18 protein-coding genes and 4 pseudogenes are annotated in these 25202 nt (G+C 55.3%); 13 read left to right on the top strand and 9 right to left on the bottom strand.

The window, feature by feature from the left end:
* The 9 genes and pseudogenes from JNB85_RS03960 to JNB85_RS03920 all read right to left on the bottom strand — a co-directional run.
* Positions 1-2281 (bottom strand): M10 family metallopeptidase (locus tag JNB85_RS03960; RefSeq protein ID WP_220333067.1); only part of this gene is annotated, 2281 nt, incomplete at its 3' end.
* Positions 2282-2559: 278 nt separating this feature from the next.
* Positions 2560-4014, bottom strand: a complete 1455-nt coding sequence (locus JNB85_RS03955) for an HlyD family type I secretion periplasmic adaptor subunit (RefSeq protein WP_220333110.1) — start codon at positions 4012-4014, stop codon at positions 2560-2562.
* Positions 4011-6158 carry a type I secretion system permease/ATPase gene (locus JNB85_RS03950; RefSeq protein WP_220333066.1) on the bottom strand — a complete coding sequence of 716 codons (2148 nt, stop codon included), beginning with the start codon at positions 6156-6158 and terminating at the stop codon, positions 4011-4013. The genes JNB85_RS03955 and JNB85_RS03950 overlap by 4 nt, the downstream gene beginning before the upstream one ends.
* A 506-nt stretch (positions 6159-6664) precedes the next feature.
* Positions 6665-7421: pseudogene (locus JNB85_RS31060) on the bottom strand (plasmid pRiA4b ORF-3 family protein).
* A pseudogene (tnpC, locus tag JNB85_RS03940) lies at positions 7370-8959 on the bottom strand (IS66 family transposase). Before tnpC ends, JNB85_RS31060 begins: the two co-directional pseudogenes overlap by 52 nt.
* Positions 8960-9032: 73 nt before the next feature.
* Positions 9033-9377 carry an IS66 family insertion sequence element accessory protein TnpB gene (tnpB, locus tag JNB85_RS03935; protein WP_223216408.1) on the bottom strand — a complete coding sequence of 115 codons (345 nt, stop codon included), beginning with the start codon at positions 9375-9377 and terminating at the stop codon, positions 9033-9035.
* A complete protein-coding gene (locus tag JNB85_RS31200) occupies positions 9277-9723 on the bottom strand; it encodes a transposase (protein WP_220333064.1) in 447 nt (148 codons plus the stop codon). The genes tnpB and JNB85_RS31200 overlap by 101 nt, the downstream gene beginning before the upstream one ends.
* 308 nt (positions 9724-10031) lie before the next feature.
* A protein-coding gene (locus JNB85_RS03925) for an IS630 family transposase (RefSeq protein WP_220333063.1) occupies positions 10032-10975 on the bottom strand; the annotation gives its coding sequence in 2 pieces (ribosomal slippage) (positions 10032-10639 and positions 10639-10975; 945 coding nt in all).
* A gap of 324 nt (positions 10976-11299) precedes the next feature.
* Positions 11300-12388 carry a glycosyltransferase family protein gene (locus tag JNB85_RS03920; protein ID WP_220333062.1) on the bottom strand — a complete coding sequence of 363 codons (1089 nt, stop codon included), beginning with the start codon at positions 12386-12388 and terminating at the stop codon, positions 11300-11302.
* A 526-nt stretch (positions 12389-12914) separates the two neighbouring features.
* Here JNB85_RS03920 and JNB85_RS31195 point away from each other — a divergent pair.
* The 13 genes and pseudogenes from JNB85_RS31195 to JNB85_RS03855 form a co-directional block, all read left to right on the top strand.
* Positions 12915-13019: pseudogene (locus JNB85_RS31195) on the top strand (DapH/DapD/GlmU-related protein); the annotation flags it as partial.
* Positions 13020-13063: 44 nt separating this feature from the next.
* Positions 13064-13963, top strand: a complete 900-nt coding sequence (locus JNB85_RS03910; protein ID WP_220333061.1) for a hypothetical protein — start codon at positions 13064-13066, stop codon at positions 13961-13963.
* A gap of 313 nt (positions 13964-14276) precedes the next feature.
* A pseudogene (locus JNB85_RS03905) lies at positions 14277-14534 on the top strand (transposase); the annotation flags it as partial.
* A gap of 160 nt (positions 14535-14694) precedes the next feature.
* Positions 14695-15678, top strand: a complete 984-nt coding sequence (locus JNB85_RS03900) for a GDP-L-fucose synthase family protein (RefSeq protein WP_220333060.1) — start codon at positions 14695-14697, stop codon at positions 15676-15678.
* Positions 15675-16793: a GDP-mannose 4,6-dehydratase gene (gmd, locus tag JNB85_RS03895; RefSeq protein WP_220333059.1), complete on the top strand. Its 1119-nt coding sequence runs from the start codon at positions 15675-15677 to the stop codon at positions 16791-16793. Before JNB85_RS03900 ends, gmd begins: the two co-directional genes overlap by 4 nt.
* Positions 16794-16823: 30 nt before the next feature.
* The gene (locus JNB85_RS03890) at positions 16824-17888 is read left to right on the top strand and encodes a Gfo/Idh/MocA family protein (protein WP_220333058.1); all 1065 of its coding nucleotides are present in this window, start codon (positions 16824-16826) and stop codon (positions 17886-17888) included.
* Positions 17885-18379 (top strand): acyltransferase, encoded by a 495-nt coding sequence (locus JNB85_RS03885; RefSeq protein WP_220333057.1) that lies wholly within the window; start codon positions 17885-17887, stop codon positions 18377-18379. Before JNB85_RS03890 ends, JNB85_RS03885 begins: the two co-directional genes overlap by 4 nt.
* Positions 18380-18416: 37 nt before the next feature.
* Positions 18417-19520 (top strand): DegT/DnrJ/EryC1/StrS family aminotransferase, encoded by a 1104-nt coding sequence (locus tag JNB85_RS03880; protein ID WP_220333056.1) that lies wholly within the window; start codon positions 18417-18419, stop codon positions 19518-19520.
* Entirely contained in the window at positions 19517-21112 is a 1596-nt protein-coding gene (locus tag JNB85_RS03875) for a lipopolysaccharide biosynthesis protein (RefSeq protein ID WP_220333055.1), read from the top strand. Before JNB85_RS03880 ends, JNB85_RS03875 begins: the two co-directional genes overlap by 4 nt.
* The gene (gene hisH, locus JNB85_RS03870; RefSeq protein WP_220333054.1) at positions 21113-21724 is read left to right on the top strand and encodes an imidazole glycerol phosphate synthase subunit HisH; all 612 of its coding nucleotides are present in this window, start codon (positions 21113-21115) and stop codon (positions 21722-21724) included.
* Entirely contained in the window at positions 21724-22482 is a 759-nt protein-coding gene (locus JNB85_RS03865) for a HisA/HisF-related TIM barrel protein (protein WP_220333053.1), read from the top strand. Before hisH ends, JNB85_RS03865 begins: the two co-directional genes overlap by 1 nt.
* Positions 22475-23638: an N-acetyl sugar amidotransferase gene (locus JNB85_RS03860; protein WP_220333052.1), complete on the top strand. Its 1164-nt coding sequence runs from the start codon at positions 22475-22477 to the stop codon at positions 23636-23638. The genes JNB85_RS03865 and JNB85_RS03860 overlap by 8 nt, the downstream gene beginning before the upstream one ends.
* A complete protein-coding gene (locus JNB85_RS03855; protein WP_220333051.1) occupies positions 23628-24989 on the top strand; it encodes an O-antigen polymerase in 1362 nt (453 codons plus the stop codon). The genes JNB85_RS03860 and JNB85_RS03855 overlap by 11 nt, the downstream gene beginning before the upstream one ends.
* Positions 24990-25202 lie beyond the last annotated feature (213 nt).

Below are 25202 nucleotides of genomic sequence, written 5' to 3'. Positions count from 1 at the left end.
CCGCACCTGCTGCTTCCGTGACCACGTCGCTCGCGGCATCCACGATATAGGTGTCATCGCCGGCACCACCAATCAGCGTGTCGGCGCCTGCCCCGCCATCCAGCGTGTCGTTGCCGGCACCCCCGGTCAGCTTATCGGCGGCCGCTCCGCCCTTGATGATATTGTCCAGCTCATTGCCGGTACCGGTGAAGGCGGCTGACCCGGTGTAGGTCAGGTTCTCCACATTGGCACCCAGCGTGTAAGCCGCTAGCCCCGTCTTTACGGTATCGATACCCTCGCCGGCATTCTCGATGACGATATCACCGGTGCCGATGACATAGGTGTCATCGCCTGCCGCACCCTTCAGCGTGTCGATCCCTGCCCCGCCCGTCAGGATATTGTTCAGCGCATTGCCGATGCCGGTGAAAGTCGTCATGCCGGAGACGGTCAGGTTCTCGACATTGCTGCCGAGCGTATAGCTCGCGAAGTAGACCGACTGCACGTACACCGTATCGCTGCCCTCGTCGGCAGCCTCGGTGACCGTATCCCCGCCATTGTCAACCCAATAGATGTCGTTGCCGGTACCGCCGGAAAGCGCATCAGCGCCCATGCCGCCATCCAGCGTGTCGTCGCCGGCGCCGCCAATCAGCGTGTCATTGCCGGCCCCGCCGATCAGCCTGTCGTGACCCGCACCACCGTCCAGAACGTCGTTGCCGGCGCCCCCGGTGATCGTGTTGGCCAGTATATTGCCCGTCCCGGCAAAATTGCCGCTACCGGTGAAGGTCAGGTCCTCCACATTGGCAATGTTGGTCAGCGCATAGGCAGAAAGCGCCGTCTTGACGAGATCCGTGCCTTCGTTGGCAGCCTCAGTCATGACGTCGGCCAGATCATCGACAACATAGGTGTCGTTGCCCGCACCGCCGATCAGCGTATCGGCTCCCGCCTTGCCGTCCAGCGTGTCGGAGCCTGCACCGCCAGTGATCACATTGACCGCGGCGTTGCCGGTACCCATGAACGACGTGGTGCCGGTATAAGTCAGGTTCTCGACGTTAACGCTGAGGGTGTAACTCGAAAGCGCCGTCCTGACCGTGTCCGTTCCCTCGTCCGTGTTCTCGGTTACGACGTCGTTTGCAACGTCGACGATATAGGTATCGTCACCCACCCCACCCGACATCCGGTCCAGTCCAGCACCGCCGTTCAATGTGTCGTCGCCGGCGCCGCCCGTAAGCGTATCATTTCCCGCATTGCCCCAAAGGGCGTTGTTCACCTCGTTACCGACAATCGTATCGTTACCGGAGCCTGCCTGAACATTCTCGATCAGCGATGCCAGGTTGTCATGATAGAGAAGCGCATTGAAGATGTTGCCGCGAGCATCGCCACCATTCGCGCCACCTCCCAAGTAAGCCAACTGGAGTTGCGAAAAGACCGAGTATCCCCCTGGTCGCAAGTCGATTTGAAGGCTGGTGGTGTAGGCACTTAGATCATAGGTGTCGATGCCGCCGCCGTCCCAGATTGTTGCGAAGATCCTGTTCGCGCCCGGAGTAATGGCCGCGACTCCATTCACATAGGTCACGCCTTCGTTCGGCTTCCACTTGTAGACGGTATTGTCGCTGTTGGTCGTGTAATCCGCCCCGTACATTTCCTGCAGGGCGGCGATATCGAGCATCATGAAGGTCTGTGGCGCGCCATTATGCTCGTATTTGTACCCACTTGCACTGTCTCCGACATATGTGCGGTAGGTCATGATCGTATATTCGACGGAATCGTAGGCACCGGGCACCACCAGCGAATTGCCTTGGTACGGCTCATGACCGTGTTTCAGACCGAGAGCGTGACCCAGTTCATGTGCCAGCGCGTGGCCTGCGTAGTTGCCGAACTCCGGATAGCGATAATCATCGGCTGTACCGGCATATGTCGTCCCGAACCATATATCGCCAGCGGCACTATCCGGACTTGGGGTATACGCCCATGCAGTCGAGGGAAGCCAAGATTGTGCAAACCGCACCGACGCGGAGTCCGCGCTGCCGGCCACAAAATCGGCATTGGTAAATCCCTCTACCGAGAAGCCGTCATTTGCCGCGTTTCCGTAGGACTGCTCCATAAAGAACAAGGCAACAGAGCGCTGTTGCGAGGAAATCGCGGAGAAGCCGTAATCCTTCTCGCCACTATAGGAGTACGAAATCGAGCTTGTGGGAAACGCATAGGTGATCGTACCGTCCCAGGCGTAGCCGCTGAGAAGCCCGTCAATTTTCTGATCCCCCGTCAAGTTGACGTTCTTCGTAGGAGTAACAATGCCCGTCATGAAATCACCGCTTGCTTATACCGCCTTACCGCGTCCTGGGTCGGCTCATCTCCCCACACGCGTGACACTCGGCTGAAAATTGAAGTTAAGTCCGGACACACAGTGACGCCGGCAGCCCTGGCAATTTGCTTCTTGCGCTGAGTCAAAAGGCAAATCACTTCAAGAACATAATTTGCAGAAAACACGCCTTTCAGCCCCTCAAATCCAAGATAAGTTCTATAATTATTCAAAACACGAGCAGATTTACTGCAGCCGCAAGACATTCGTAGCTAATACCTTTATCGCTCATGGAGCGCCTCGTCAGCTATCTCAACTAACGGGGAAAACACATACTCCAATATTCTGCGCTGGCCCGTGCGCACCTCGGCGACAGCCGCCATGCCTGGAGATAATTTGACGTCCGCACCGTCAGCTTGGATGTGATCGCCTGCGAGGCGCAGCGTGACCGGAAAGACCAAATTCTGCATTCGCTCCGCGCTACCAAAGGCTGCTCCTGACTGCCTTGCGATAGGGTCACCCTCACGACGGCTTGCGTCTGGCTCCGGAATGGCATCCGCTGCGACCTTCACGACGACCGCTGAAACGGTCCCGTAGCGGGTGAAGGGAAAGGCCTCGAGTTTTACGACCGCCTCCTGGCCCACCCTGATGAAGCCAATGTCCTTGTTCGGCATATAGACTTCAAGCTCGAGCGTGCTGTCTTGCGGTACGATTCGCATTAGGTCCTGGCCAACGGTGACTACCTGCCCGAGCCCGGTGACAGACGAGGATTGCACCGTTCCATCAATCGGACTGCGCAACGTCATCTGATCGAGAGAATTCTGTGCCTTCGCCAGACGCTGCTCCAATTCGTCCACGCGGCGCTCGGCATCGCCAAGCCTGTCAAGCTGATCACTCAGAAACGCGCCTTCTGCTTTCCGTTTCTCTTTTGCGAAGACATCAATAGCGGCCTCGGCGTCGGCAAGCTGCCCCTGCTGTATCGCCAGCTGCGTCACCTGTTCCTTCATTGTTTCTGTTGCATCGATGACGCTTGCCATTGTGCCGGCATCCTTCAAAGCAAGCATGTTGCGCATAGCCACACGTTCCTTGAGGGTCTCAACGAGAGATTCCTGCGCGGCCACTGTCACTTTGAGCCGTTCACGCTCCACTTCCTTCTGATGCTGCTGCGCGCCGAGTGAGGCGATGGTCGCGTGATATTTCTCGATATCGCCGCGCAGAATGCCGTTCTCGCGCTGCTGCAGCTCAAGGCCGGTATCCTTTTCCCAGCTGATTTCCGCAACCGATCCCGCCGCCGGTTGCGATCGCACGAACTGGATGGCAGCCCTGCGTCGCTGAACCTCCGCCTTAACAGAGGCAAGGCCTTTTGCGGCGTCTCTCTCGTCTGCGAGAGCATCCGTCGGATCAAGTTCGAGCAGAATATCGGCGCGGCGCACGTGGTCGCCGTTTTGTGGCGGAAGTGTTTTCACCTTGCCCGTCAGCAACGGCTGCACGACCTTGACGCGGCCGGTCGGCTGGATCTTGCCTTGCGCTGCAGCAATAATGTCGATGCGGCCGAAATACGACCAGACCAGCGCAACCGTGGTGAACAAACAAATGATCAAGATCAGCGCCATGCGTATGGGCGATGGTGGTGTTTCCAGTATTTCGAGGGCGGGCGCCAGAAATTCGTGATCTCCGCGCGTTGCCGGCCGTCGCGGAAGACCCAAATAGCGAGAGGCGTTCGCCGCTGCGCTCATGCCGCTCCCCTGTCGTTCTGCAAGGCCCAAAGACGCGAATAGAGCCCATCTGGACGCCCCAGCAATTCGTCATGGCTGCCGACCTCGGCGATCCGGCCGTCCTTTATGCCGACAATTCTGCTGCATGGCCGGATTGCGGCAAGCCGGTGCGCGATGATGATCACCGTTCGACCGCTGGCGATCTGCCCCATATTCGCCTGAATGATCCTCTCGCTTTCGTAGTCAAGCGCACTGGTTGCCTCGTCTAAGATCAATATCGGCGGATTGGTCGCGAGAGCCCGGGCAATAGCGATCCTCTGGCGCTGGCCACCGGAGAGGTTTGCGCCGCGCTCCTCGATCATCGTGTCATAGCCCTGCGGTAGCCTTGTGATGAATTCATCGGCGCCGGCGAGCTTGGCGACGGCAATGACTTGAGCCCGTTGCATTGCCGGGTTTGAGAAAGCGATGTTGTCATGAATCGTACGATTGAACAGAAGGTTCTCCTGGAGAACCACTCCGATATGGCTTCGAAGCCAGGCGGGATCGAGTTGCGAAAGGTCCGCTCCGTCGAGAAGGACCTGCCCCTCTTCCGGAAGATAGAGGCGTTGGACGAGCTTTGTCAGTGTTGATTTTCCAGAACCGGAGGCCCCGACTATGCCAATCACCTCTCCGGGTCGGAGCTCGAGCGAGACGTTTTTCAGAACTTCCGGAGAGCCAGGCCGATAGCGGAAGGTGACATTACGAAATTCGATATGCCCCCTTGGGGTTGGCAAGGACAAGCGAATCCCGGGCGGACGCTCCATCGGGGTATTCAGAATGTCGCCGAGCCGATCGACGGAGATCTGCACCTGCTGAAAGTCCTGCCAGAGCTGGGAAAGTCTCAAGACCGGCTGGGCGACTTGACCGGCAATCATGTTGAAGGCGACAAGCGAGCCAACCGATAGATCGCCATCGATGACAGCCTTCGCGCCGAAGAGCAGAAGAGCTGCTGTCGAGAGCTTGCTGACATATTGGATGGCGTTTTGTCCGCCAGCGCTAAGCAGCGTCGTATCGAAAGCTGTCCGCACATAGGCAGCAAGCTTCTCCTCCCACTGCGCCTGCATTACCGGCTCCACTGCAGCGGATTTGACCGTGTGGATGCCGACGATCGCTTCGACGAGAAACTGCTGGCTCGCAGCACCTCGGTTGAATTTCTCCTTGACGAATTCGCGAAGCGGCGGCCTGACGGTCATACCGATCAGGATGTAGATCGGGATCGCAGCAATGACAATCAGCGTCAGGCTCCACGAATAAGCGAAGAGAACCGCGATGAACACAAAGGTGAAAATGACATCAAGCGCTGAGAAAAGCCCCTGGCCAGTCAGAAATGCGCGGATCGTTTCAAGCTCGCGTACCCTTGCAACGGTCTGACCTGCCGAGCGCGTCTCGAAATAGCCGAGAGGCAGCCGCAGCAGGTGATGGAACAGCCGTTGCCCAAGTTCGACGTCTATCCGGTTCGTCGTGTGCGCCAACGCATAGGTTCTGAGATATTGAAGCATGACATCAAAGAGGCCAATGATCGCGATGCCTGCGACCAGAACAAAAAGCGTCGAATACCCTTTATGTGTCAGGACCTTGTCGACCACGACCTGAAAGAACAGGGGTGTGACGAGCGCAAATATCTGCACAAAGAGCGATGCAAGCAGAACATGCGCCAGGGGCTTGCGGTATCGCCAGATGGATGGCACGAACCACTTGAAACCGAACTCTCTGGGATCGGATCCTTCCCCTCCGATCCTCCGGCCGACGAGGATCACACGCGAGCCGATTTCCGCCAATATATCTGAAGGAGCAATTTCGCGATCAACACGCGTTATCGGATCGACGAGCCTGTACCTTCCGGAGGGATTCAAACCGCCGAGCACTTGAAAGGAGCCGCTGCGCATTCTGACAATTGCCGGAACCGGCATTGATCGAAGGCGATGCTCCGTGACTCTCTCCACGACACGCGCCTTGAGACCGATAATCGTTGCTGCTCGCTGGATGTCGATGGCTTCGGCTGCACGTCCCTTCAGCGCCAGATCGTGCTGAAGGCGGATTGGATCAGCGGCTATCCGATAGAACGCAGCGATACCGCAAAGCGCACGAAGACCGGAGTCATGATGCTGCGGACCGATGCCATCCATGCGAGAAGTTATTCCCCCTTTAAGTTGCTGATAGGCGCACCTGCCGCAGCGAACCATTCACTTTGAAGCTTCCCCCACGATGTAGCTTAGTCAGAGCTACAACGCTATGGAGATATTAACGCGCACAACTTTTCGGGATGGTTGTGGCTTAGAAATCACGAAAGACGACTAACAGAGTAACCATCCGGTCAGGACCGTAACAACCTCGGCTTTTTTCGGTTTCGCTCTGTGAGGTGCTTCTCCGGTGGGTTAGGCACTCCGCGAAGATTGCGAATAATGTGCCGAATGTTTTCGATACCCATCTCAGTAAACAAGACAATGTGTTCGGTGAGCTCTGAAGCCGGATAGTCGTCATATGCAGATAAGCAGCCATCCTCGGAGAACATCTCAATCGAACATTCCCGTAAGAAGTCTTCGTCCTCATCGAGCATCGATGCCACGTATTTCAGCGTATATAGGGCGGAGTTGCGGCAGCCCATGATCCCTCGTTTCTTGCTCAAGTTTGATCAGTGCTGTTTGTTTTGGCTCTTCGCAAAGCTCGCCTTTCCAAGCGTTCGGCGGCGAGCAAGCTTAGCGGCACGGTCGTGAACGATATCGACGCTCATGTCGACGGGATCGAAGCGGCCACCATACCAACGCACGAACTCTCTACGCTTAGGGTCTTGAGGTTTCGACATGACTTTCAAGAATTCCTCGAAGCCCAAGGTACCGCCAACATCCTCAGGCGGTGCTCTGCATTCGCCATCGATGAAGCGCGGATATTCAAGTGCGGGATTGCGATCCTCCACTACTTCGACCGTAATGGTGAGCTGCCAGTTATCTCCGAAGTCGTAGGTGTATTTGAAAGTGGCGATCCCGCGCTCGATGAGCGCTGCGATGCGGATGTGTTTCGAGCCGCGAAAGTTTTCTTTCATAGAGGTCTTCCGGATCCGGCACATCATAGCAGCGCCCGCCAGCTTCGAACTCGAATAGATGATAGTCTTCAAACAGCATCACCGCCTGAATGACGTCGTGGAGGCGTTTCAAGCTCATCGTGAGCGGAACGTCGACCCTGCGCCAGATCGAAGGTTCAATATCATCGAGTTGGATACGTATTCTGGCGATGCGATCGACGCTTATGACGCTAACGCCACCATCGGACGCCGACACCAATTGCGCGGCAACAACCCCTCGAGCCGAGTGATTGGTGGTAAGCGCCAAGGCGGGGCCGTTCAGGGCGTGTAGTTCCACGGCATGAGCGAGTGTATTTCGCTGCTGGGCCATCCATTCGCAAGGCGCTCAAGCGTCTGGGTAAGCCAGGCTTGCGGATCGACGTTGTTCATCCTGGCCGTCTGCAGGAGCGTGGCGATTGTCGCCCAGGTCCTGCCACCGCCGTCGCTACCGGCGAAGAGGCTGTTCTTTCTCGTAATTGTCTGGGGCCTGATCGCGCGCTCGACGATGTTGGAGTCGAGCTCGATGCGGCCGTCGGTCAGGAAGCGTTCGAAGATGACGCGACGCGAGGTGGCATAGCGGATCGCCTCGGCGAGCTTCGATTTGCCTGAGACCCGCGGCAGGGTCTTCTGCCAAAGGTCGAAGAGCTCGGTAACGACAGCGGCGGATGTCTGCTGACGCGCGTCGACACGGGCGTCAGGGCTATGCCCTCGGGCTGTTTCTTCGACCTGCCAGAGCTTTGCCATCAGCTCCACCGTCTCGGTGGCGATCTTTGAGCTTTCCGAGGCGTGGAGCTCGTAGAACTTGCGCCTGCTGTGGGACCAGCAGCCGGCCAATACCATACCGTCATTCCCGCCGTCAGATCGAGCGAGCTTGTTGTAGGCACCATACCCGTCAACTTGAAGAATACCGCGATAGCCACTCAGATGCCGGGCGACACGATCGCCAGCACTATCTTCGAAGCGATAGGCGACCATCCGCGGACCACTGCCGCCAAAGGGTCTGTCATCCCTGGCATAGGCCCATAACCAAGCCGTCTTTGCTGATCCGGATCCCGGCGCGAGCGTTGGCAACGTCGTCTCGTCAGCAAAGATCCGCTCCGCCTTTTTAATCTCGGCAAGGATATAATCGGCCAGGATGTCGAGTTCGAAGCCGAGCTTGCCCATCCATTGGGCCATGAGCTTGCGATCGAGTTCGACCTTGTCGCGGGCATAGATCGCCTCCTGCCGATAGAGCGGAAGGCCGTCGGCATACTTGGATACCGCGATCTGGGCCAGAGGCGCTTCCGTTGGAATGCCGCCCTCGATGATGTGCGCGGGCGCAGATGTCTGGATGACACCGTCTTCGTTTTTGAAGGCATACTTTGGCCAGCGGGTGACGATGACCCGGAACTTCGCCGGCATCACGTCCAGCCGCTCAGAGAGGTCTTCTCCGATCAGCACCTTCTGCTTGCCGGCATGTTCGGGTAGTTCAGCCGGTTCGATTACCACTTCGACCCGCTCCAGGTGGGGCGCGAAGCCTTTGCGTGGCCGCGGCGGACGTTTGCTATCGGGATGGGTTGCGCCTTGTTGACCTGGGCTCGGATCGCCGCGATGCCGGTCTCGATCTCCTCGAAGACAAAAGCCTGCTGCTCGTCATCCATGCCTGAAGGTCCGAGCTTTTTCCGATCGCCGGCCAAAGCGGGCACGGTCGAAGGCTTTCAGGATCTGCGTCAGTCGTTTCATGCGCTCATCGGCATCGGCGTTTCATTGCTTGAGATCTGCAACCTCGCTCTCGAGAGCATCGGCCCGCGCCGCCTTGTCGGCCATGGCAAGGACCATGGCTTTCAGCGTCTCTACATCATCCGGGAGCTGGAAATCGGGCGGCGTCATGAGGCCTACCAGAGCACATTCTGCTCCAGTTTTCCTGCCCTTTCAGGCGGTTGATTCACTTTGCCGCAGGCCTTTACCCAACAATCTCCGGCGGCTTCACTGCCACAGAGCGAACCCGCTTCCAGTCCATGCCGTCAACGAGCGCCATGAGCTGGGCATGACTGAGCTGCACCCGGTTGTGCCCGATCCGCGGCCAGCAGAACTGCGCCTTCTCCAGTCGCTTGGAGTAAAGGCAGACCCCTGATCCATCCCACCAGACGATCTTGACCCGGTCTTCCCGCTTCGCTCGGAAGACATAAAGCGAGCCGTTAAACGGGTCACTGCCGGCGTCGCGCACCAGCGACAGCAAGCTGTCCGGTCCTTTGCGGAAGTCGATGGGATGGCTGGCGAGGAACACCTTTACACCCGCGGGGATCATGCCGAACGAACCGCTCGGATAACGCGCTGCAGATGAGCCTCGTCGACATGCCCGCCTGCCCGCACGATAACATCGCCAATGATGATGTCCACGATGGGGTCGGGGCCGGATACAACGCCCTGCGGATACTCTTTCTCCGCTGCTTCCCAGGCTCATCACTGCCCAACAGTTCTCTGCGCCAGCGATAGAGCTGAGACGGCAGTATCCCGATTTGCCGTGCGACTGCCGAGACGTTCACACACGGCTGACAGGCTTGCTCCACCGCAGTCGCCTTGAACTCGTCAGACCAAAACCGCCGCAACTGTCGCGGCGCGCCGTCAAGACGATCGGGCACAGCCTCAATCATCCGCATCAATCCAAGGCTAGCCGCAGGCCCAGACATAGATCCTCACAGTCAGAGAAGCCGTATGTCCGAGATACCCTGCACAGCATCAGCACCGCCAGATGGGGTCTCCTTGCCGCTTACGATTGGTGTATCAGCGATACGGGCGAGCACGTCGGCGCAAGGCGGCCCCCATCGTGGGGTTACGACGAATATACAGACCGCCGAAATCTACACCAAGGCGTCGATCGCAAGCGGCTCAGAATCGAGGCTAGTCGCATTGTTGCGGACCAGATCGGGAAATAGAAACCAGGTGCTAGAGCAGATCCTGTTTAATCTGGGTCATATCCTGCGGCCTTGAAGTAGTTGGCGCATTCTGCCGTCGTGAAGCGAGGCATCAAGGCGCCCACCGCATCCCACAAAGCGTCGATCTTTCGCTCCGCCCGAGCCCGCAACATGGCTTTCAATTTGGAGAATGCGTTCTCAATGGGATTGAAGTCAGGACTGTAGGGCGGCAGGAACATGAGTTTGGCGCCGGCGCGCTCGATGGCATCGCGGACACCGGCTGTTTTGTGCGCAGGCAGGTTATCCATAATAACCACGTCGCCGATTTTCAGGGTGGGCAGCAGCACCTGTTCGACATAAGCAAGGAAGACGTTGCCGTTCATCGCGCCATCGTAGACGAAGGGGGCGGTCATTCCGCTGAGGCGCAACGCTCCAGTGAAAGTCGTAGTCTTCCAATGGCCATGCGGCACACCTGCTCGACAACGCTCGCCTCGCATTGCGCGTCCGCGCAGGCGCGCCATTTTGGTCGACAGACCGGTCTCGTCTATAAAGATCAGCTTTTCTGGATCGAGATCGAGCTGGCCATCAAACCAGGCTCGCCGCCGCTTCAAGACATCTGGTCGATCCTGCTCCAATGCATGTGCGGACTTTTTTTAAACGTCCACCCGCGGCTTCGCAGCCAAGCACCGAGCGCACTCCGGCTGATGCCGACCTGCCGCTCAACGCACAGACGCTCGACCATTTCATCCAGCGTCACGTCCTTGCGATCGTCGATCATCTCGACAACGAACGCCTCATGCGCATCCAAGCTCGAGGACCTTCGCCAACCTTGCGGCCGTGATGTCGGCTCACCACTGCTGGCCCTTGCAATCCACCGGATCGCCGTCGAAATCCCAACCCCGAACCGGGCGGCGGCCTGCCGCGCAGACATGCCCGCCGCAGACGCTTTCAATACGCGTAATCGAAGATCGTCGCTCAGTGCTCGTGCCATCATCCACCTCTTCGTTGTGGATGTTGAATCAGCTTCGCTGCGCCGCGTCACCTCACAATCGATTCATCGATCGCAGGATCTGCTCTAGGTGAGGGAATTAGAACGAAAAAGACAACAAAAGCAGAGGCAAAAATTTAGAATTGCAGTCTCTCATCGCCACGATCTATTTCCTCGCATAGCCACACCTTGGCAATCCCGGTCCGGCGAGTTCGATGATTGCTGCAAGAAGCTCTCAATGTCTGCGGTCGAGCCAATTCCTGTCAGTCCGAGTTGAAGGACGGCAGCAGACTATGCTTTAGCCAACGCAAGCGAAATGCCTCAAGACTACGCCCCTGATAGCTGCGTAAATTTTTCCCACTGGGTCTGTTTACTATATCGGCTCCTGACCATTTCGTTCCCGGCTCGAGCGATTCTGCGAAGCTTGGCCTCATCTCCGAGAATGCTACGTATTGATGCTGTGGCTGATCTCGCATCCTCGTATGTGACGATGCTAATTTCAGGGGTCATGCCTTCGGGGTAGTTGCCGTCGTCGGAAACCATAAGGGCTCCGCAGCCCAGCGCCTCCCAACAACGCATGTTTCCACGATCTGACCCGGCCATATCAACAGCTCCGTTGAGCACTATCTTTGACTTGGATATCGCGTGGTACAAGTCCCGACCGAAGACCGGTGGCTGGCTGAGCGCTCTAATGCCATTTGGACGTCGATGCTCCGCCAACGGCAAGAGCCAGCCGATCGGGCTTTCAGCGAGCCGCGTGAGCCGCGATCGGTCCAGATGATAGACAATCCGAAAATCCTTGCGAAGCTCGGAGACCGCTTCCAGGATTTCTGCGCGCTTGCGATGATGGCGACTATAACCACCGACGAAAAGAACATCGATAGGTCGACCATCGTTCGCAGCGTATTCGTTCATCGCGGGATCGTGTCCTGGGACAAAATATTCGGCCCGCCACCCGCGGCTTCTGTAGCTCTCTAGGATTGTAGGGAAATTGCAAACGAGAAGATCGTAAGCACCCAAGTCAATACCGCCAGATGGCGCAGCTCGCCATGCGATCGATTTCTTCACAGATCCCGGCAACTTCTTGAGAAAGTCATTGCCGTACCGAACTGGATCCAGATTGTAAAAAATCTCAGTTTTATGGTGCTCTATCTGGCTTAACAGAATCTGTTCTTGGGTCGTGGACGCTTGCATCCCTTGTTCCTGCGCCCAAAGCCGTTGCGTGATCGGATCGTCGCCAGTTGTGAAGAATGCATCTCTGTCCCCGTCCATTACGGGCTTCAGCAGGTGGCAAGCTCCGAACGAATCCGACAGGAAAACTTGCAATCTTTCAGAAAAAGAGCTTGCCGAGGACGCCAGTTTATTGAGTCTTCGCATGTATGCGGGGTATAGGCCGAAATTCTGAAAGACACGCATTTTATGACCGTTGGATTGCTTGCAGTTGGAAGTCGCGTATCACTAAAAATCAGCGCTGGCGATAATGATCGTTCTGGCATGATGGCAAAGGGCGGAAATGTTACCCAAATATCTGCTGAAATTTAGTGAGTGGCTGCTTGCGAGCTTGGTGACTTCTGCCGCCAGACATGATGCACTCATCGCAAACTCTACGAAGCTGAGCTCCGAAGGCCGGGTCTTCAATATTCGCAACGATAGGACAGCAATTCGGGTCGGCGAGAACGGCATGATTCGCGGGGAATTGTTGACTTTCGGCTTTGGAGGAAGAATTGAGGTAGGGAGCTGGTTTTACCTCGGCCCGCTTTCAACAATATGGTCGGCCAGCGAAATCATTATTGGTGATCGGGTTCTGATATCCCATTCAGTTGCGATCCATGACAGCGACAGCCATCCAACCGACCCTCATTTACGCTTCGAGCAGACGAAGCAAATCCTTACTTCCGGCCATCCCCGTGAAAATCCTGGCGTAAAAACAAAATCGATTCGCATTGGGAATGATGTGTGGATTGGCATGGGCGCCATCATAATGAAGGGCGTGACAATCGGAGATCGCGCAATTATTGGTGCGCGAGCAGTCGTCAAGACAGATGTCCCTACGGATGGCTTTGTGCCCTCCCCGATCAGCGAGCCTAATGGATGAAGACCCGCCTCCGCCGTAAATTCCGAGATTTCATGTTTCAGACACGCCGGCTGGTCGGGCTCGAAAAGATGCTCGTACTGCAGGGGGAAAGCCGCGCGCATCAGATCCTTCATCGGGGCACGCTGGACACATTGGCTGATGCCGAATTCTCTGTTTTTTCCCAATGGGGAGAGGACGGGATCATTTCGTGGCTCATCGACGTCATCCAGCCCGACGCAACCACATTCGTTGAGTTCGGCGTCGAGGATTACCGGGAAAGCAACACTCGTTTCCTGCTCATGTCACGCTACTGGTCTGGTCTAATCATCGACGGCTCGGAAGCTAACATGGCGTCCGTTCGCTCCGATGATATTGCCTACAAGCACGACCTGCAGACCAGAACGGCCTTTATCGACAGAGACAATATCGCAGGCTTGATCTCGTCGGCAGGATACCAAGGAGACCTCGGAATTCTCAGCGTCGACATCGACGGCGTTGATTATTGGGTGTTGGAAAAAATCCCTCAGAAGGCAGCGATCGTTATCGTTGAATACAATCAGGCCTTTGGCGAGGTGCCTCTCAGCGTCCCATACGATCCATCGTTCCTAAGGCTCAGCAAGCATTATTCGGGGATGTACTGGGGAGCTTCACTCTCCGCATTCCGGCACCTACTCGAGGCAAAAGGCTACGAGTTCATTGGCACCAACAGAGCGGGCACAAACGCCTTTTTCATCGATGCTGCATTTTCCGAAAAACTGGACGCAAAGTTGACACGGCGTCATGAGTGGCCGTGCCGCATGCGCGAAGTTCGCAATCGGGATGGAAGCTTGGCGTTCAAAACTTACGCGGAGTCTCTTGGCTTATTAAAAGGTCTTCCGGCAATTAACGTCGTGACGGGCGAAACCGTCACCCTTTGATCGACGGCTGGTCTCTAAACCATAGCCGAGCTGAGCAGGATGATCACACCCGTTTCCATCGGCTGCCGAGCCCCAGATGAAACGTCCTCCGTTTTAACTACTTTGTAGAAAGACAGGCTCCGCCATCAGCCAGATCACCCTGATCGGAGCGCCGCCGCGTAATACGAACAGGTACCCACACATCACGCTTCAGCGCCTCCTGCACGATCAACCACAGACCCGGAAAGCCCTTTCGTATGCGTATGGCCCTTGACCTGCCACGGGTAATTTCCTCGAGATTGGATTAGAGTCCGGCCTGATTAAGGACGGACGCATGAAGAAGCAGAGATTTACGGAAGAGCAGATTATTGCGGTGCTGAAGGAGCAGGAGGCTGGCGCGAAGGTGGCTGAGCTCTGCCGCAAGCACGGGATTTCGGAAGCGACATTTTATAACTGGAAAGCCAAATACGGCGGTATGGAGGTCTCCGAGGCGAAGCGTCTGAAGGCGCTCGAGGATGAGAATGCCAAGCTGAAGAAGCTGCTAGCCGAGCAGATGCTGGACGCCGCTGCGCTCCGCGAGCTTCTGGATCGCGTGGGCAACCTCCACCTTAACGTGCATAATTGGACTGATTGACATTTTCTGAAAGAACACTCAATGAGCTCGTTTAAGAGTACTCCGAGTTAGAGGACTGGGAAATTCTCAGTTGTGAGCACGGCAACTCGTAAATTAACTGAGAAACATCACGCGCGATATGGTCAATTTTCCAAAGATATTTGTAGCGGGACACAGAGGCATGGTCGGGTCGGCTATCGTACGGCGTCTCCTGGCTGACGGTCATCCCGCAGATCGAATCATTACGGCAGCGCATCAGGATCTCGATCTCGTTGAACAGGCTGATGTTCGGCTCTTCTTCGAAAAAGAGCGGCCTGATGAGGTCTATCTAGCGGCAGCTAGGGTTGGCGGCATCTATGCGAACAATACCTACCCGGCAGACTTCATCTATGACAACTTGATGATTGAACTGAATATCATCGACGCAGCGTTCAGAACTGGCGTTAAAAAGCTGTTGCTGCTTGGGTCGAGTTGCATTTATCCAAAACTCGCAGATCAGCCAATTAAAGAAAACGCACTTCTAACGGGCCCTTTGGAACCAACCAACGAACCCTATGCCATTGCAAAGATCGCGGGAATCAAGTTGTGCGAGAGCTACAATCGCCAATACGGCGACAGCCATAATGTCGACTATCGATCCGTAATGCCGAGCAATCTATACGGCATCGGAGATTCGTATCATCCCCAGAACTCCCACGTCATTCCCGCCTTGATAAGGCGCTTCCATGAGGCGAAGGTGACTGGAGCCTCAACTGTAACGCTCTGGGGCAGCGGCACTCCTTTGAGGGAGTTTCTCTATGTGGACGATATGGCCGCGGCAAGTGTCCACGTCATGAGTCTGCCCTATAATGACTACAAGAGACTGGTCCCCGCCGGACAAACTCATATCAATGTCGGCTATGGAAGCGACGTGTCGATCCTCGAAGTTGCAACGATCATCAAAGGGATTATCGGTTTCACTGGCGAGATCGATCTCGATTCAACCAAGCCGGACGGCACACCCCGAAAACTGATGGACAGTGAAGTCGCTAGAAATCTCGGCTGGTCGCCGAAAATCAGCCTCGAACAAGGCCTGAGGCTAGCTTACGAAGATTTCCTGTCCCGAGAGAAGGTCGCATCATGAGCAAAGTTGCACTTATAACAGGCGTCACCGGCCAGGACGGTTCCTATCTTGCAGAACTCCTTCTTTCGAAAGGATACGAAGTCCACGGGATCAAGCGGCGCATGAGCTCGTTCAACACCCAGCGGATTGATCATATCTACGAGGATCCGCACAACGAAAACATGCATTTCAAGCTGCATTACGGTGACCTGACGGATACGAGCAACCTGATTCGCATCATTCAGGACACGCAACCTGACGAGATCTACAATCTCGGCGCGCAAAGCCATGTGGCTGTGAGCTTCGAGAGCCCTGAATATACCGGCGATACCGACGCCTTGGGAACGCTCCGACTGTTGGAGGCGGTCCGGATTCTAGGCCTCGAAAAGAAGACCCGCTTCTATCAGGCCAGCACCAGTGAACTTTATGGACTCGTTCAGGAGACGCCACAGAAAGAAACGACACCTTTCTATCCCCGCAGCCCATACGCAGTTGCCAAGCTTTACGCTTATTGGATCACCGTGAACTATCGCGAATCCTACGGGATGTACGCGTGCAATGGCATCTTGTTCAACCACGAGAGCCCTCGTCGTGGTGAGACATTCGTGACGAGGAAGATCACGCGCGGGATGGCGAATATCGCGCAGGGTCTTGAGAAATGCCTTTACATGGGCAACCTTGACGCATTACGCGATTGGGGACATGCAAAGGATTATGTCCGCATGCAGTGGATGATGCTCCAGCAGGAGCACCCACGGGACTTTGTTATCGCTACCGGCAAGCAATATAGCGTGCGCCAATTCATTGAATGGGCCGCGGAGGATTTGGGCATTAAGCTACGCTTTGAGGGCAGCGGATTGCGGGAAGAAGGTATTGTGGAATCCATCTCCGGCGATAGTACGCCCGCACTGAAGCCAGGCGACATTATTGTCAGGATCGATCCCCGATATTTCCGCCCGGCAGAGGTGGAGACCCTCCTTGGGGACCCCAGTAAAGCCCGCGACCTGCTAGGGTGGGTTCCGCAGATTTCTGCAAGAGAAATGTGCACTGAGATGGTCTCGTACGATCTAGTGGAAGCTCAGCGACACGCCCTCCTCAAGCGTCATGGGTTTGACGTCAGGGTGAGCACCGAATAACAACTGACTAAGATCACCAGGGAACAGATCGTGATAAATTTCGCTATTGTTGGTTGCGGGCGAATCGCAAAAAGACATTCTGAGTTGCTTGGCCTCGAGCAGATTAAAGGCGCAAGACTGGCTGCGGTTTGCGATGTTGTCATCGAAAAGGCGAAGGAATTCGGCGAACGTTTCGGCGTGCCATATTACCGCTCGTTTGACGAGATGATGCAGAACGAGCAGATTGACGTTGTCTCGGTGTTAACGCCGAGCGGTCTGCATGCTGAGCACGTGATCGCGTTGGCCAAGTATAAGCGACATATCGTCGTTGAGAAGCCAATGGCACTGACGCTCACGGATGCGGAAGCTATGATCAAGGCCTGCGATGGCAATGGCGTACGCCTGTTCGTTGTCAAGCAGAACCGCTTCAACGTCCCTGTAGTGAAGGCACGCGAGGCGCTTGATGGCGGCCGTTTCGGCAAGCTCGTTCTTGGAACAGTCCGTGTCCGCTGGTGCCGCGACCAAAGATACTACGATCAGGACAGCTGGCGCGGCACATGGGCTTACGACGGGGGCGTGCTCGCGAACCAAGCAAGCCATCATATTGATATGCTGACCTGGTTTATGGGCGAAGTGGAAAGTGTACACGCCCGCGCGACAACAGCCCTTGTCAATATCGAAGCCGAGGATACGGCTGTCGCGACGCTGAAATTCCGCAACGGTGCGCTGGGAATTATCGAGGCGACCTCCGCCACTCGCCCCAAAGATATCGAGGGCTCTATCTCAGTCCTTGGTGCTGGAGGGTCGGTCGAAATTGCAGGTTTTGCGGTCAACAACATCCGCACCTGGCAATTCGGCGACAACGATCCCGCAGATGCCGAGGTTATGGAAAAATATTCAGTCAATCCACCAAACGTCTATGGCTTCGGCCATCAAGCCTATTACGAGCACGTGGTTGATTGTTTGATGAATAACAGCAAGGCTCTTGTCGACGGTCACGAAGGCCGACAGAGCCTGGAGCTCATTATGGCGCTCTATGAATCGATTGCATCGCAGAAGGAAGTCAGCCTACCTCTGGAGGTCAAGTATTCTAAATTGGGGAACCGATTCTCGTGACGGATCATTCGCCCACACTCTGGAAGACGCAGATCAGGGATGTTGCTTGCGGCGACCGCGTGACGATCGTGGAACCCGCCAACGTGTATGAATGCACGCTGTCAGACGACTGTTTCGTGGGGCCCTTCGTCGAGATTCAGAAGGGTGTTCAGATCGGAGCTCGCACGAAAGTGCAGTCGCACAGTTTCATCTGCGAACTTGTGCAGATCGGCGATGATTGCTTCGTCGGTCATGGCGTGATGTTCATCAACGATGTTTTCTCCCACGGCGGACCGGCGAGAGGAAATCGGACACTCTGGAAAGAGACACGCATCGGAAATCGTGTAGCCATCGGATCGAATGCTACAATCCTGCCGGTAAACATCTGTGACGATGTGGTTATCGGCGCCGGAGCGGTGGTGACCCGTGATATCGAGGTTTCCGGCATTTATGCCGGCAATCCGGCGCGGTTTGTGCGCCATGTGAACGACACCGGATCTGCCAGGAATTGAAATAATCAACATCAATCGACTTACCGAGAGCGATATCATGAAAGTCCCGTTCGCCGATCTTCATCTGCAATATCTGTCGATAAAGGACGACATCGATGCAGCGATTGCCGCGGTTATCAAATCCTCGGCCTTCATCCGAGGCCCATTCGTTCAGAAGTTCGAGGACGAATTTGCGGCAGCAGTCGGCGCGCCTTATTGCGTTTCCTGCGCAAATGGCACCGATTCGCTCTACATTGCGATGCACGCGCTTGGTGTAAAGCCCGGCGACGAGATCATTACGACCGCTCATTCCTGGATTTCCACCAGTGAGACTATTACCCAAGCCGGCGGCAAGGTCGTCTTTTGTGACACGGATGCAAAAACCTTCACGATCGACACCGCGAAGCTCGAAGAAAAGATTACCCCGCGCACCGTCGGCATTATCCCTGTCCACCTGTATGGGCAGCCAGCCAACATGGGTGAGATAATGGCAATCGCCCGCAAGCATGGCCTCTGGGTTATCGAAGATTGCGCTCAAGCGCACCTTGCGGAAGTTGACGGACAAATGGTTGGAAGCTTCGGCGACGCGGCCTCCTATTCGTTCTATCCGGGGAAAAACCTTGGAGCCATGGGGGATGCCGGAGCCATCACCTGCAAGGACAAATCCCTCGCCGACAAAATGGCGATGTTTGCCCGTCACGGCGGCCTGACAAAGGGTGAGCACCGGATCGAAGGCATCAATAGCCGACTCGACGGACTGCAGGCTGCCATTCTGTCGGTCAAGCTTTCTCGCCTCGCAGAATGGACTGCAAAGCGCCAAGAGGTTGCAGCGCGCTATGCCGCGGCGCTCGGCAATGTTGGCGGCTTAGAGCTGCCAGAAAATGCGCCCGGCAGAACACACGTCTACCACCTTTTCGTCGTCAAACATGAACGTCGTGACGCCCTCGCCGCTCACCTGAACGAACATGGCGTACAGACGGTCATAAACTATCCGGTCGCGCTCCCCTTTCTCCCCGCTTACGAACATCTGGGCCATCACGCGGAAGACTTTCCCAATGCCTTCCATAACCAATCGCGGATCCTGTCAATTCCGATATTCCCCGAGATGACCGAAGAACAACTCGGTTACGTGGCCGACACGGTCAGGGGATTTGCTGCGTGAGCAAGCCACGATCCGGCGACCGGGGAGAAGCGCGCTCAAGCCTCCTCGGTAACTCCAGCTGGAATCTGGTGGCTTTCGTCTTCACGCTAATTGCGAATCTGGCCACGGTGCCTTTTGTCGTTCGGTGGATAGGATTGCACAATTTCGGCAATGCCGGCATTGTCATTGCAGTCACTGCGCCCCTCACGCTCATCGGCACCGTCCTCGGCCAGGCAACAGTCCGCGAGACATCGACGAGAACAGGACGTGGCGAATATAGTGCTGCATTTCATGTGGCGGCCGTTGCATTGAAGACTTGTCTGATCACATCAGCGATCAGTTGCGCTGGTCTTGTACTTATCGGCCCATGGCTCATGAAAAGCCTGACGAGCAGCGACGCCTCCAGCTCTCAGAACTTCACAATGCCGTTCCTGATCGCGGCAACTGGTATTTTCGCCCAGCAGATTTCTCTGGTTCTGCAGGCCATTTCCGTGGGCCGCCAGAATTTCAAAAACGTCGCAAAGGCCTCCGCCTGGAGTTCGTTTGTGACGATTTTAGTCACTTTGGGATGTACCTGGTTTGTCCCAACTCTGAACGGTTATCTGCTTGGCTTCGCGGGTAGTCTTGTGCTTTCTACGCTAGGATGGCTGCTTATTACCCGTCATATCTTCCGTGACGAACACGTAGGTCCAAAAGTAGGCGACGAACTAAACGCGCTCCTGCATTTCGGAAAGTGGCAGGGAATATCTCAACTTGCCGGAATTTTCGGTAATCAAATGGACCGGTATGTGCTCGCGTCGATGGCACCTGCTGCAGTCGTTGGACAGTATAATATCTGCAATCGGGTGCAGGAGGCCGGCTATATTGCGACAATACGAGCTTGCGAAGTGCTTTTTCCGCGCTTCGGTAGCATGTCCGTCAGCAGTGAAACTGAGCGATTTGATTTTTTCCTTGCCTCTTCCTGGGTGAACGCGGCATTCGGCGCGATCATGCTGTCGCCAATTGCAATTCTTTCAAGACCCCTCCTCACGCTTTGGGTCGGTAGAGAAACTGCTGACGCTGCTGGCCATCTGTTGCAGGTTCTTATTCTGGGGGGGGTGATCGGTTGTAGCTACAATGTATTTTTCTACTATGCCGCAAGCATGGGAAAAAACGCGATTGTGACCATCGTATCGCTGGCATATTCTATAATGACAGTCATCTTTTCGATTGTTTTTATAGGATATTTCGGCCCTATTGCAGCAGGCACCGGCCTGTTGGTAGCGACCATTATCCGCTCCGTCCTTACGCTGGTCATGATCCGACGTCGCTTTTTCACCACATTCGGCGGCGAGCAGATGTTTGCGAGTACGGTCGGTCCGACCGTCGTTGGTTCCGTTCTCTCGCTGGTTTTCTATCAGGCCGAGTTCGACTGGATTGATAACTGGTTTCTGCTCGGCTTCGCCTATGTCCTGTTTTTCGGCATTGTTGGAATGGCGATTGTACTCACAGCCATGTCGTCAAAAACCGGACGTATTATCTTGTCCAGGATTTACAGCTCCGTTAGAAGCGCAATCACAGTTCGGTATTTTGACCGATTGCCTGGCCTTACAAAACATAAGAGAGGGCTTTGAGTGATCACTGTAGTGGACTACGGTGTCGGTAATATTGGTGCGATCATCAATATGGCGGACTATCTCGGGATCGATGCTGAAACAAGCAACGATCCGGAGAAGATCAGAAATGCCTCCAAGCTCATTCTTCCAGGCGTCGGGGCGTTCGACAAAGCCATGCAGACTCTGCGGAATAAGGGACTCATTGACCCACTCAACGAAGCGGCATTGAAGCGGCAAATCCCTGTTCTTGGCATCTGCCTTGGCATGCAGTTGCTGGCGCGCAGAAGCGACGAAGGTGTTCAGCCCGGCTTGGGCTGGGTCGCTGCGGATGTACTTCGGATCACGCTGCCACCTGAATCCCCCCTTAAGGTGCCGCATATTGGCTGGCTTGAGGTAAAGCCTGCTCGTGTGAGCGATCTTTTCGATCCGGCGATACATGGCGAGCGCTTTTATTTCGATCACAGCTATTATGTGCGATGCGACAGACCTCAAGACGTCGCGGCGACGATCGATTACGGTTGCAAGATGTGCTGTGCCGTGAGCTCCGGAAATGTAAGCGGTGTGCAGTTTCACCCGGAAAAGAGCCACCGCTTCGGCATGCGAGTGCTTGAGGCCTTCGGGAAGATGTAATGAGAAAAAGGCTCATACCTGTTCTGCTGATTGATGAAAAACATCGGCTCGTGAAAACCGTTGAGTTTGGCGAACGGACGTATGTTGGCGATCCCTTCAATGTCGTGCGACTGTTCAACGAGAAGGAGGTCGATGAGATATGTATTCTCGATATTGACGCCGCCAAGAAAGGTCGCGGGCCTGATATCGGCTTCATGCGCGAACTTGCAACCGAATGTTTCATGCCGCTGGCCTACGGCGGCGGAATAAGCCGGCTGGAGGAATGCGAAGAGCTCAACCGCTTCGGCGTCGAAAAATTCGTCCTCGGAAGCCGCGCCGGCGATCCGCAGTTGCTGAAGGCGATTGCCGCAGATATGGGAAGCCAGGCGCTTGTTGCCTGCGTCGACGTGAAAGGACGCGGTTCTGCGGCAACGTGTGTCCAGCCGAATTCCCATGTGCCCCAGGATCCGGTGGAGTTTTGCCTGCGGCTCCAAGATTTTGGTGTCGGTGAAATCATCCTTCAATCCCTAACGCTCGACGGAAAACGATCGGGTTACGACCTCGAGCTTATTAAGTCCGTGACGAGCAGATTAAGTGTGCCCGTCGTCGCGCTCGGCGGCGCAGGAAATTATGATCACTTGACTGAAGGTTTGCGCGCAGGCGCCTCGGCGGCGGCATCAGGTAGCACCTTCACCTTTGTCGGCCGATTGCGTGCGGTTCTGGTCAACTATCCCGATCCGGAAATGCTTGAAGGAATGGAGCGCGACGCCCATGCGTGAAACGCAACGGATATGTTCCTTCTGTATTATGGACGATTCCAATCCCGCGATCGAGTTCGACGCCAGCGGACAGTGCAATTGTTGCCGCGATGCGCTCACTAGAAAACCGCATGAATGGTGGCCCGGTCCCGAGGGCGATCTCAGGATGCAACGACTTGTTGCAATGCTGAAGCAGGAAGGCAAGAATAAGCCCTATGATGCAATGGTGGGCCTCAGCGGCGGTATCGACAGCGCCTTCCTCGCGCATCTCGCCGGGCGGAAGCATGGCCTTCGCTTGCTCGCTGTTCACATCGATGGTGGCTGGAATTCCGAGCCTGCCGTCCATAACATCGAAAGACTGGTGCGGAAGCTCGACCTCGACCTTCATACCTACGTAGTCGAATGGCAGGAAATGCGGGATCTTCAGGTCTCCTTCCTAAAAGCATCCGTACTCAATCAGGATATCCCGCAGGATCACGCGTTTTTTTCGACCCTCTACCGAACCGCTACAAAGTTTGGTATTCGACATTTTCTAAGTGGCGTCAACTTCGCATCCGAGTCCGTCGTGCCTCCCGGATTTGGCTACCCCTCCATTGACGGGACACATGCGCGCGCGATTCAAAAGCGCTTCGGCTCCATGACACTCACCACCTACCCCTTCATGAGCTTTCCAGAATATATGTGGATGACACGAGTACGAAAGCAGCTGACGATTCATCGCCCGCTGAACTATTTCGATTACGACAAGGAGAAAGCACAGGAAGAACTGCGCCGAGAGTACGGCTGGCGTGACTATGGCAGCAAGCACAGCGAGTCTCGTTTCACGAAATTTTACCAGGACATTTACCTGCCGGCGAAGTTCAACTTCGACAAGAGGAGACTGCATCTTTCGAGCCTAATCGTAGCTGGACAGATGACACGTGATGACGCATTGGCAGAGATCTCAAAGCCAATCATACTTGAAAGAGATGCGCGCAGGGAAACCAAATTCGTCGCTAAAAAGCTGGGACTGACTGAGCAACAGCTCCAGTCCTACATGCTGGCGCCGCCAGTCCCTCATACCAACTATCCCAATGGCATGATGTTGCACGAGGTACTCATGCAGTTGCGTCGCTGGACCCGAAAACTGATGCCAGTCCGCCGTCACCGAACTGCAAAGGCAACAAATGTGGACTAGCCTCGTCTTCTCGGTCGCGGTCGCTCTCTCGGCAGTATTCTACTTCCGGCGCATTGGGGTAAGTTTTACCATTTCCTCGCTGCTACTTGGGCTAATGCTCGTTCTGCATGGACCGCTTTATCTCTATTACACGCGAGTATGGGGCCCAAAGACCAAATTTTTCGAAAAGATACTCTCGGCTGCTCCGTATGAAGACGTCATTGCCACTCTGGATGTAGCTCTCGCACTATCGTTTTGTTGTATATGCGTCGGAATAGCGCTCTCTGATAAAGTTTTTGGGGTCAATTACCAGCAAATGCGCGAAGCAATTGGCAATTGGAGCCTCCAGACTGTACGGGTTTCAAAGGGCTTTTCTGAGAGGCTTCAGATTATTGCCGCGATTGGCGTGCTGGTTCTGGCGTTTTTTATCGTCATCGAAAACAGTATTCCGCAGGTGATCACCTACTTTCAATCAGATGCAGGTGAGTTCGAGAAGATAGCGATGCGCCGTGAATTCGGGGGCAGCCACTTCTATCTACTGAATCTCTTTAACTCCAACCTGTTCCCATTTGTGGCATTTTGCTGTTTCGTAGCATTGAGAGAGCGGTCCATCTGGCTCCGACCCGTGGCCCTAGCATTTATTGCCGTCGTGCTTTTCGAAAAGGCAGCGACTTTGAGCAAGGCACCACTGGCAATTTTCATATTGCAACTTATGGTTATAGAGCATCTTCGACGATCACTCCAGGTACGCCTTAGCGCGGCTCTCGGTTTTATCGTCATTTGCATTGTACTGTTCGGGGCGATGACGGCAGTCGCCATCCGAGAAATCAGCGGTGTCGGCGAAACTCTAGATTTCCTCTTCTATCGCGTCTTTATGATAGTCAATGAAAGCCTGTTGGAATATTTCGCGGCAATTCCCGGCGTGCTTCCACATAGTTGGGGTAGCCAGTTCAGCTGGCTGGTTAGCTTTCTCCAATCAGAGTCTTCTCCGCCGACCTATCTGCTTATAGGTGCTGTCCATCGCGGAGTAATGGGATCGACCACAACCGCGATGTTCATTGCCGATGCGTGGGCAGATTTTTCCTGGGCCGGCGTCCTTGTCGTCTCACTTCTCGCAGGTTTTTTCGCGCGATGGCTCGATATCGAGCTGATCATTAAGCGAGGCAAGACGGCCGCGACCATTTCCGGTTTGGCTCTCGGCCATTATGGCGTCTTCATCATGCTATCCACCGCATTGCAGACAGCAATGGTCACAGGCGGATTGATCTTGGTTGTCCCATTAACCATGGCAATGTCTTGCGCCTTCAAATGGCGTCCGAGCACTCAAAATCCAGGTGGTGTCGAAAACATGGCCCACCTGAAGCAGGCGTAAACTAAAACTCCAAATATTGAGCTCCCCGGATGGGTCTCAAGGTTCAACCAACATGGGAGAGATCCTGATTCAGTCACTTAAGAGCATCACAGGATTTTTTGCAACGTCGCTCCGATGCGTTACGGCAGTGGTTTTACGAAAACTGCCGGGTAGTGTTCGCAGATCCAGAATGATAAAGCCATATGGTTTGCCATCCACGCATCGAAATTGCAA

Origin of the sequence: Rhizobium mesosinicum, from assembly GCF_019511345.1 — a bacterium.
GTDB classification, from domain to species: domain Bacteria; phylum Pseudomonadota; class Alphaproteobacteria; order Rhizobiales; family Rhizobiaceae; genus Rhizobium; species Rhizobium mesosinicum.
Note: the sequence above shows the minus strand (reverse complement) of the source record. Positions and strands in the feature narration are given on the sequence as shown.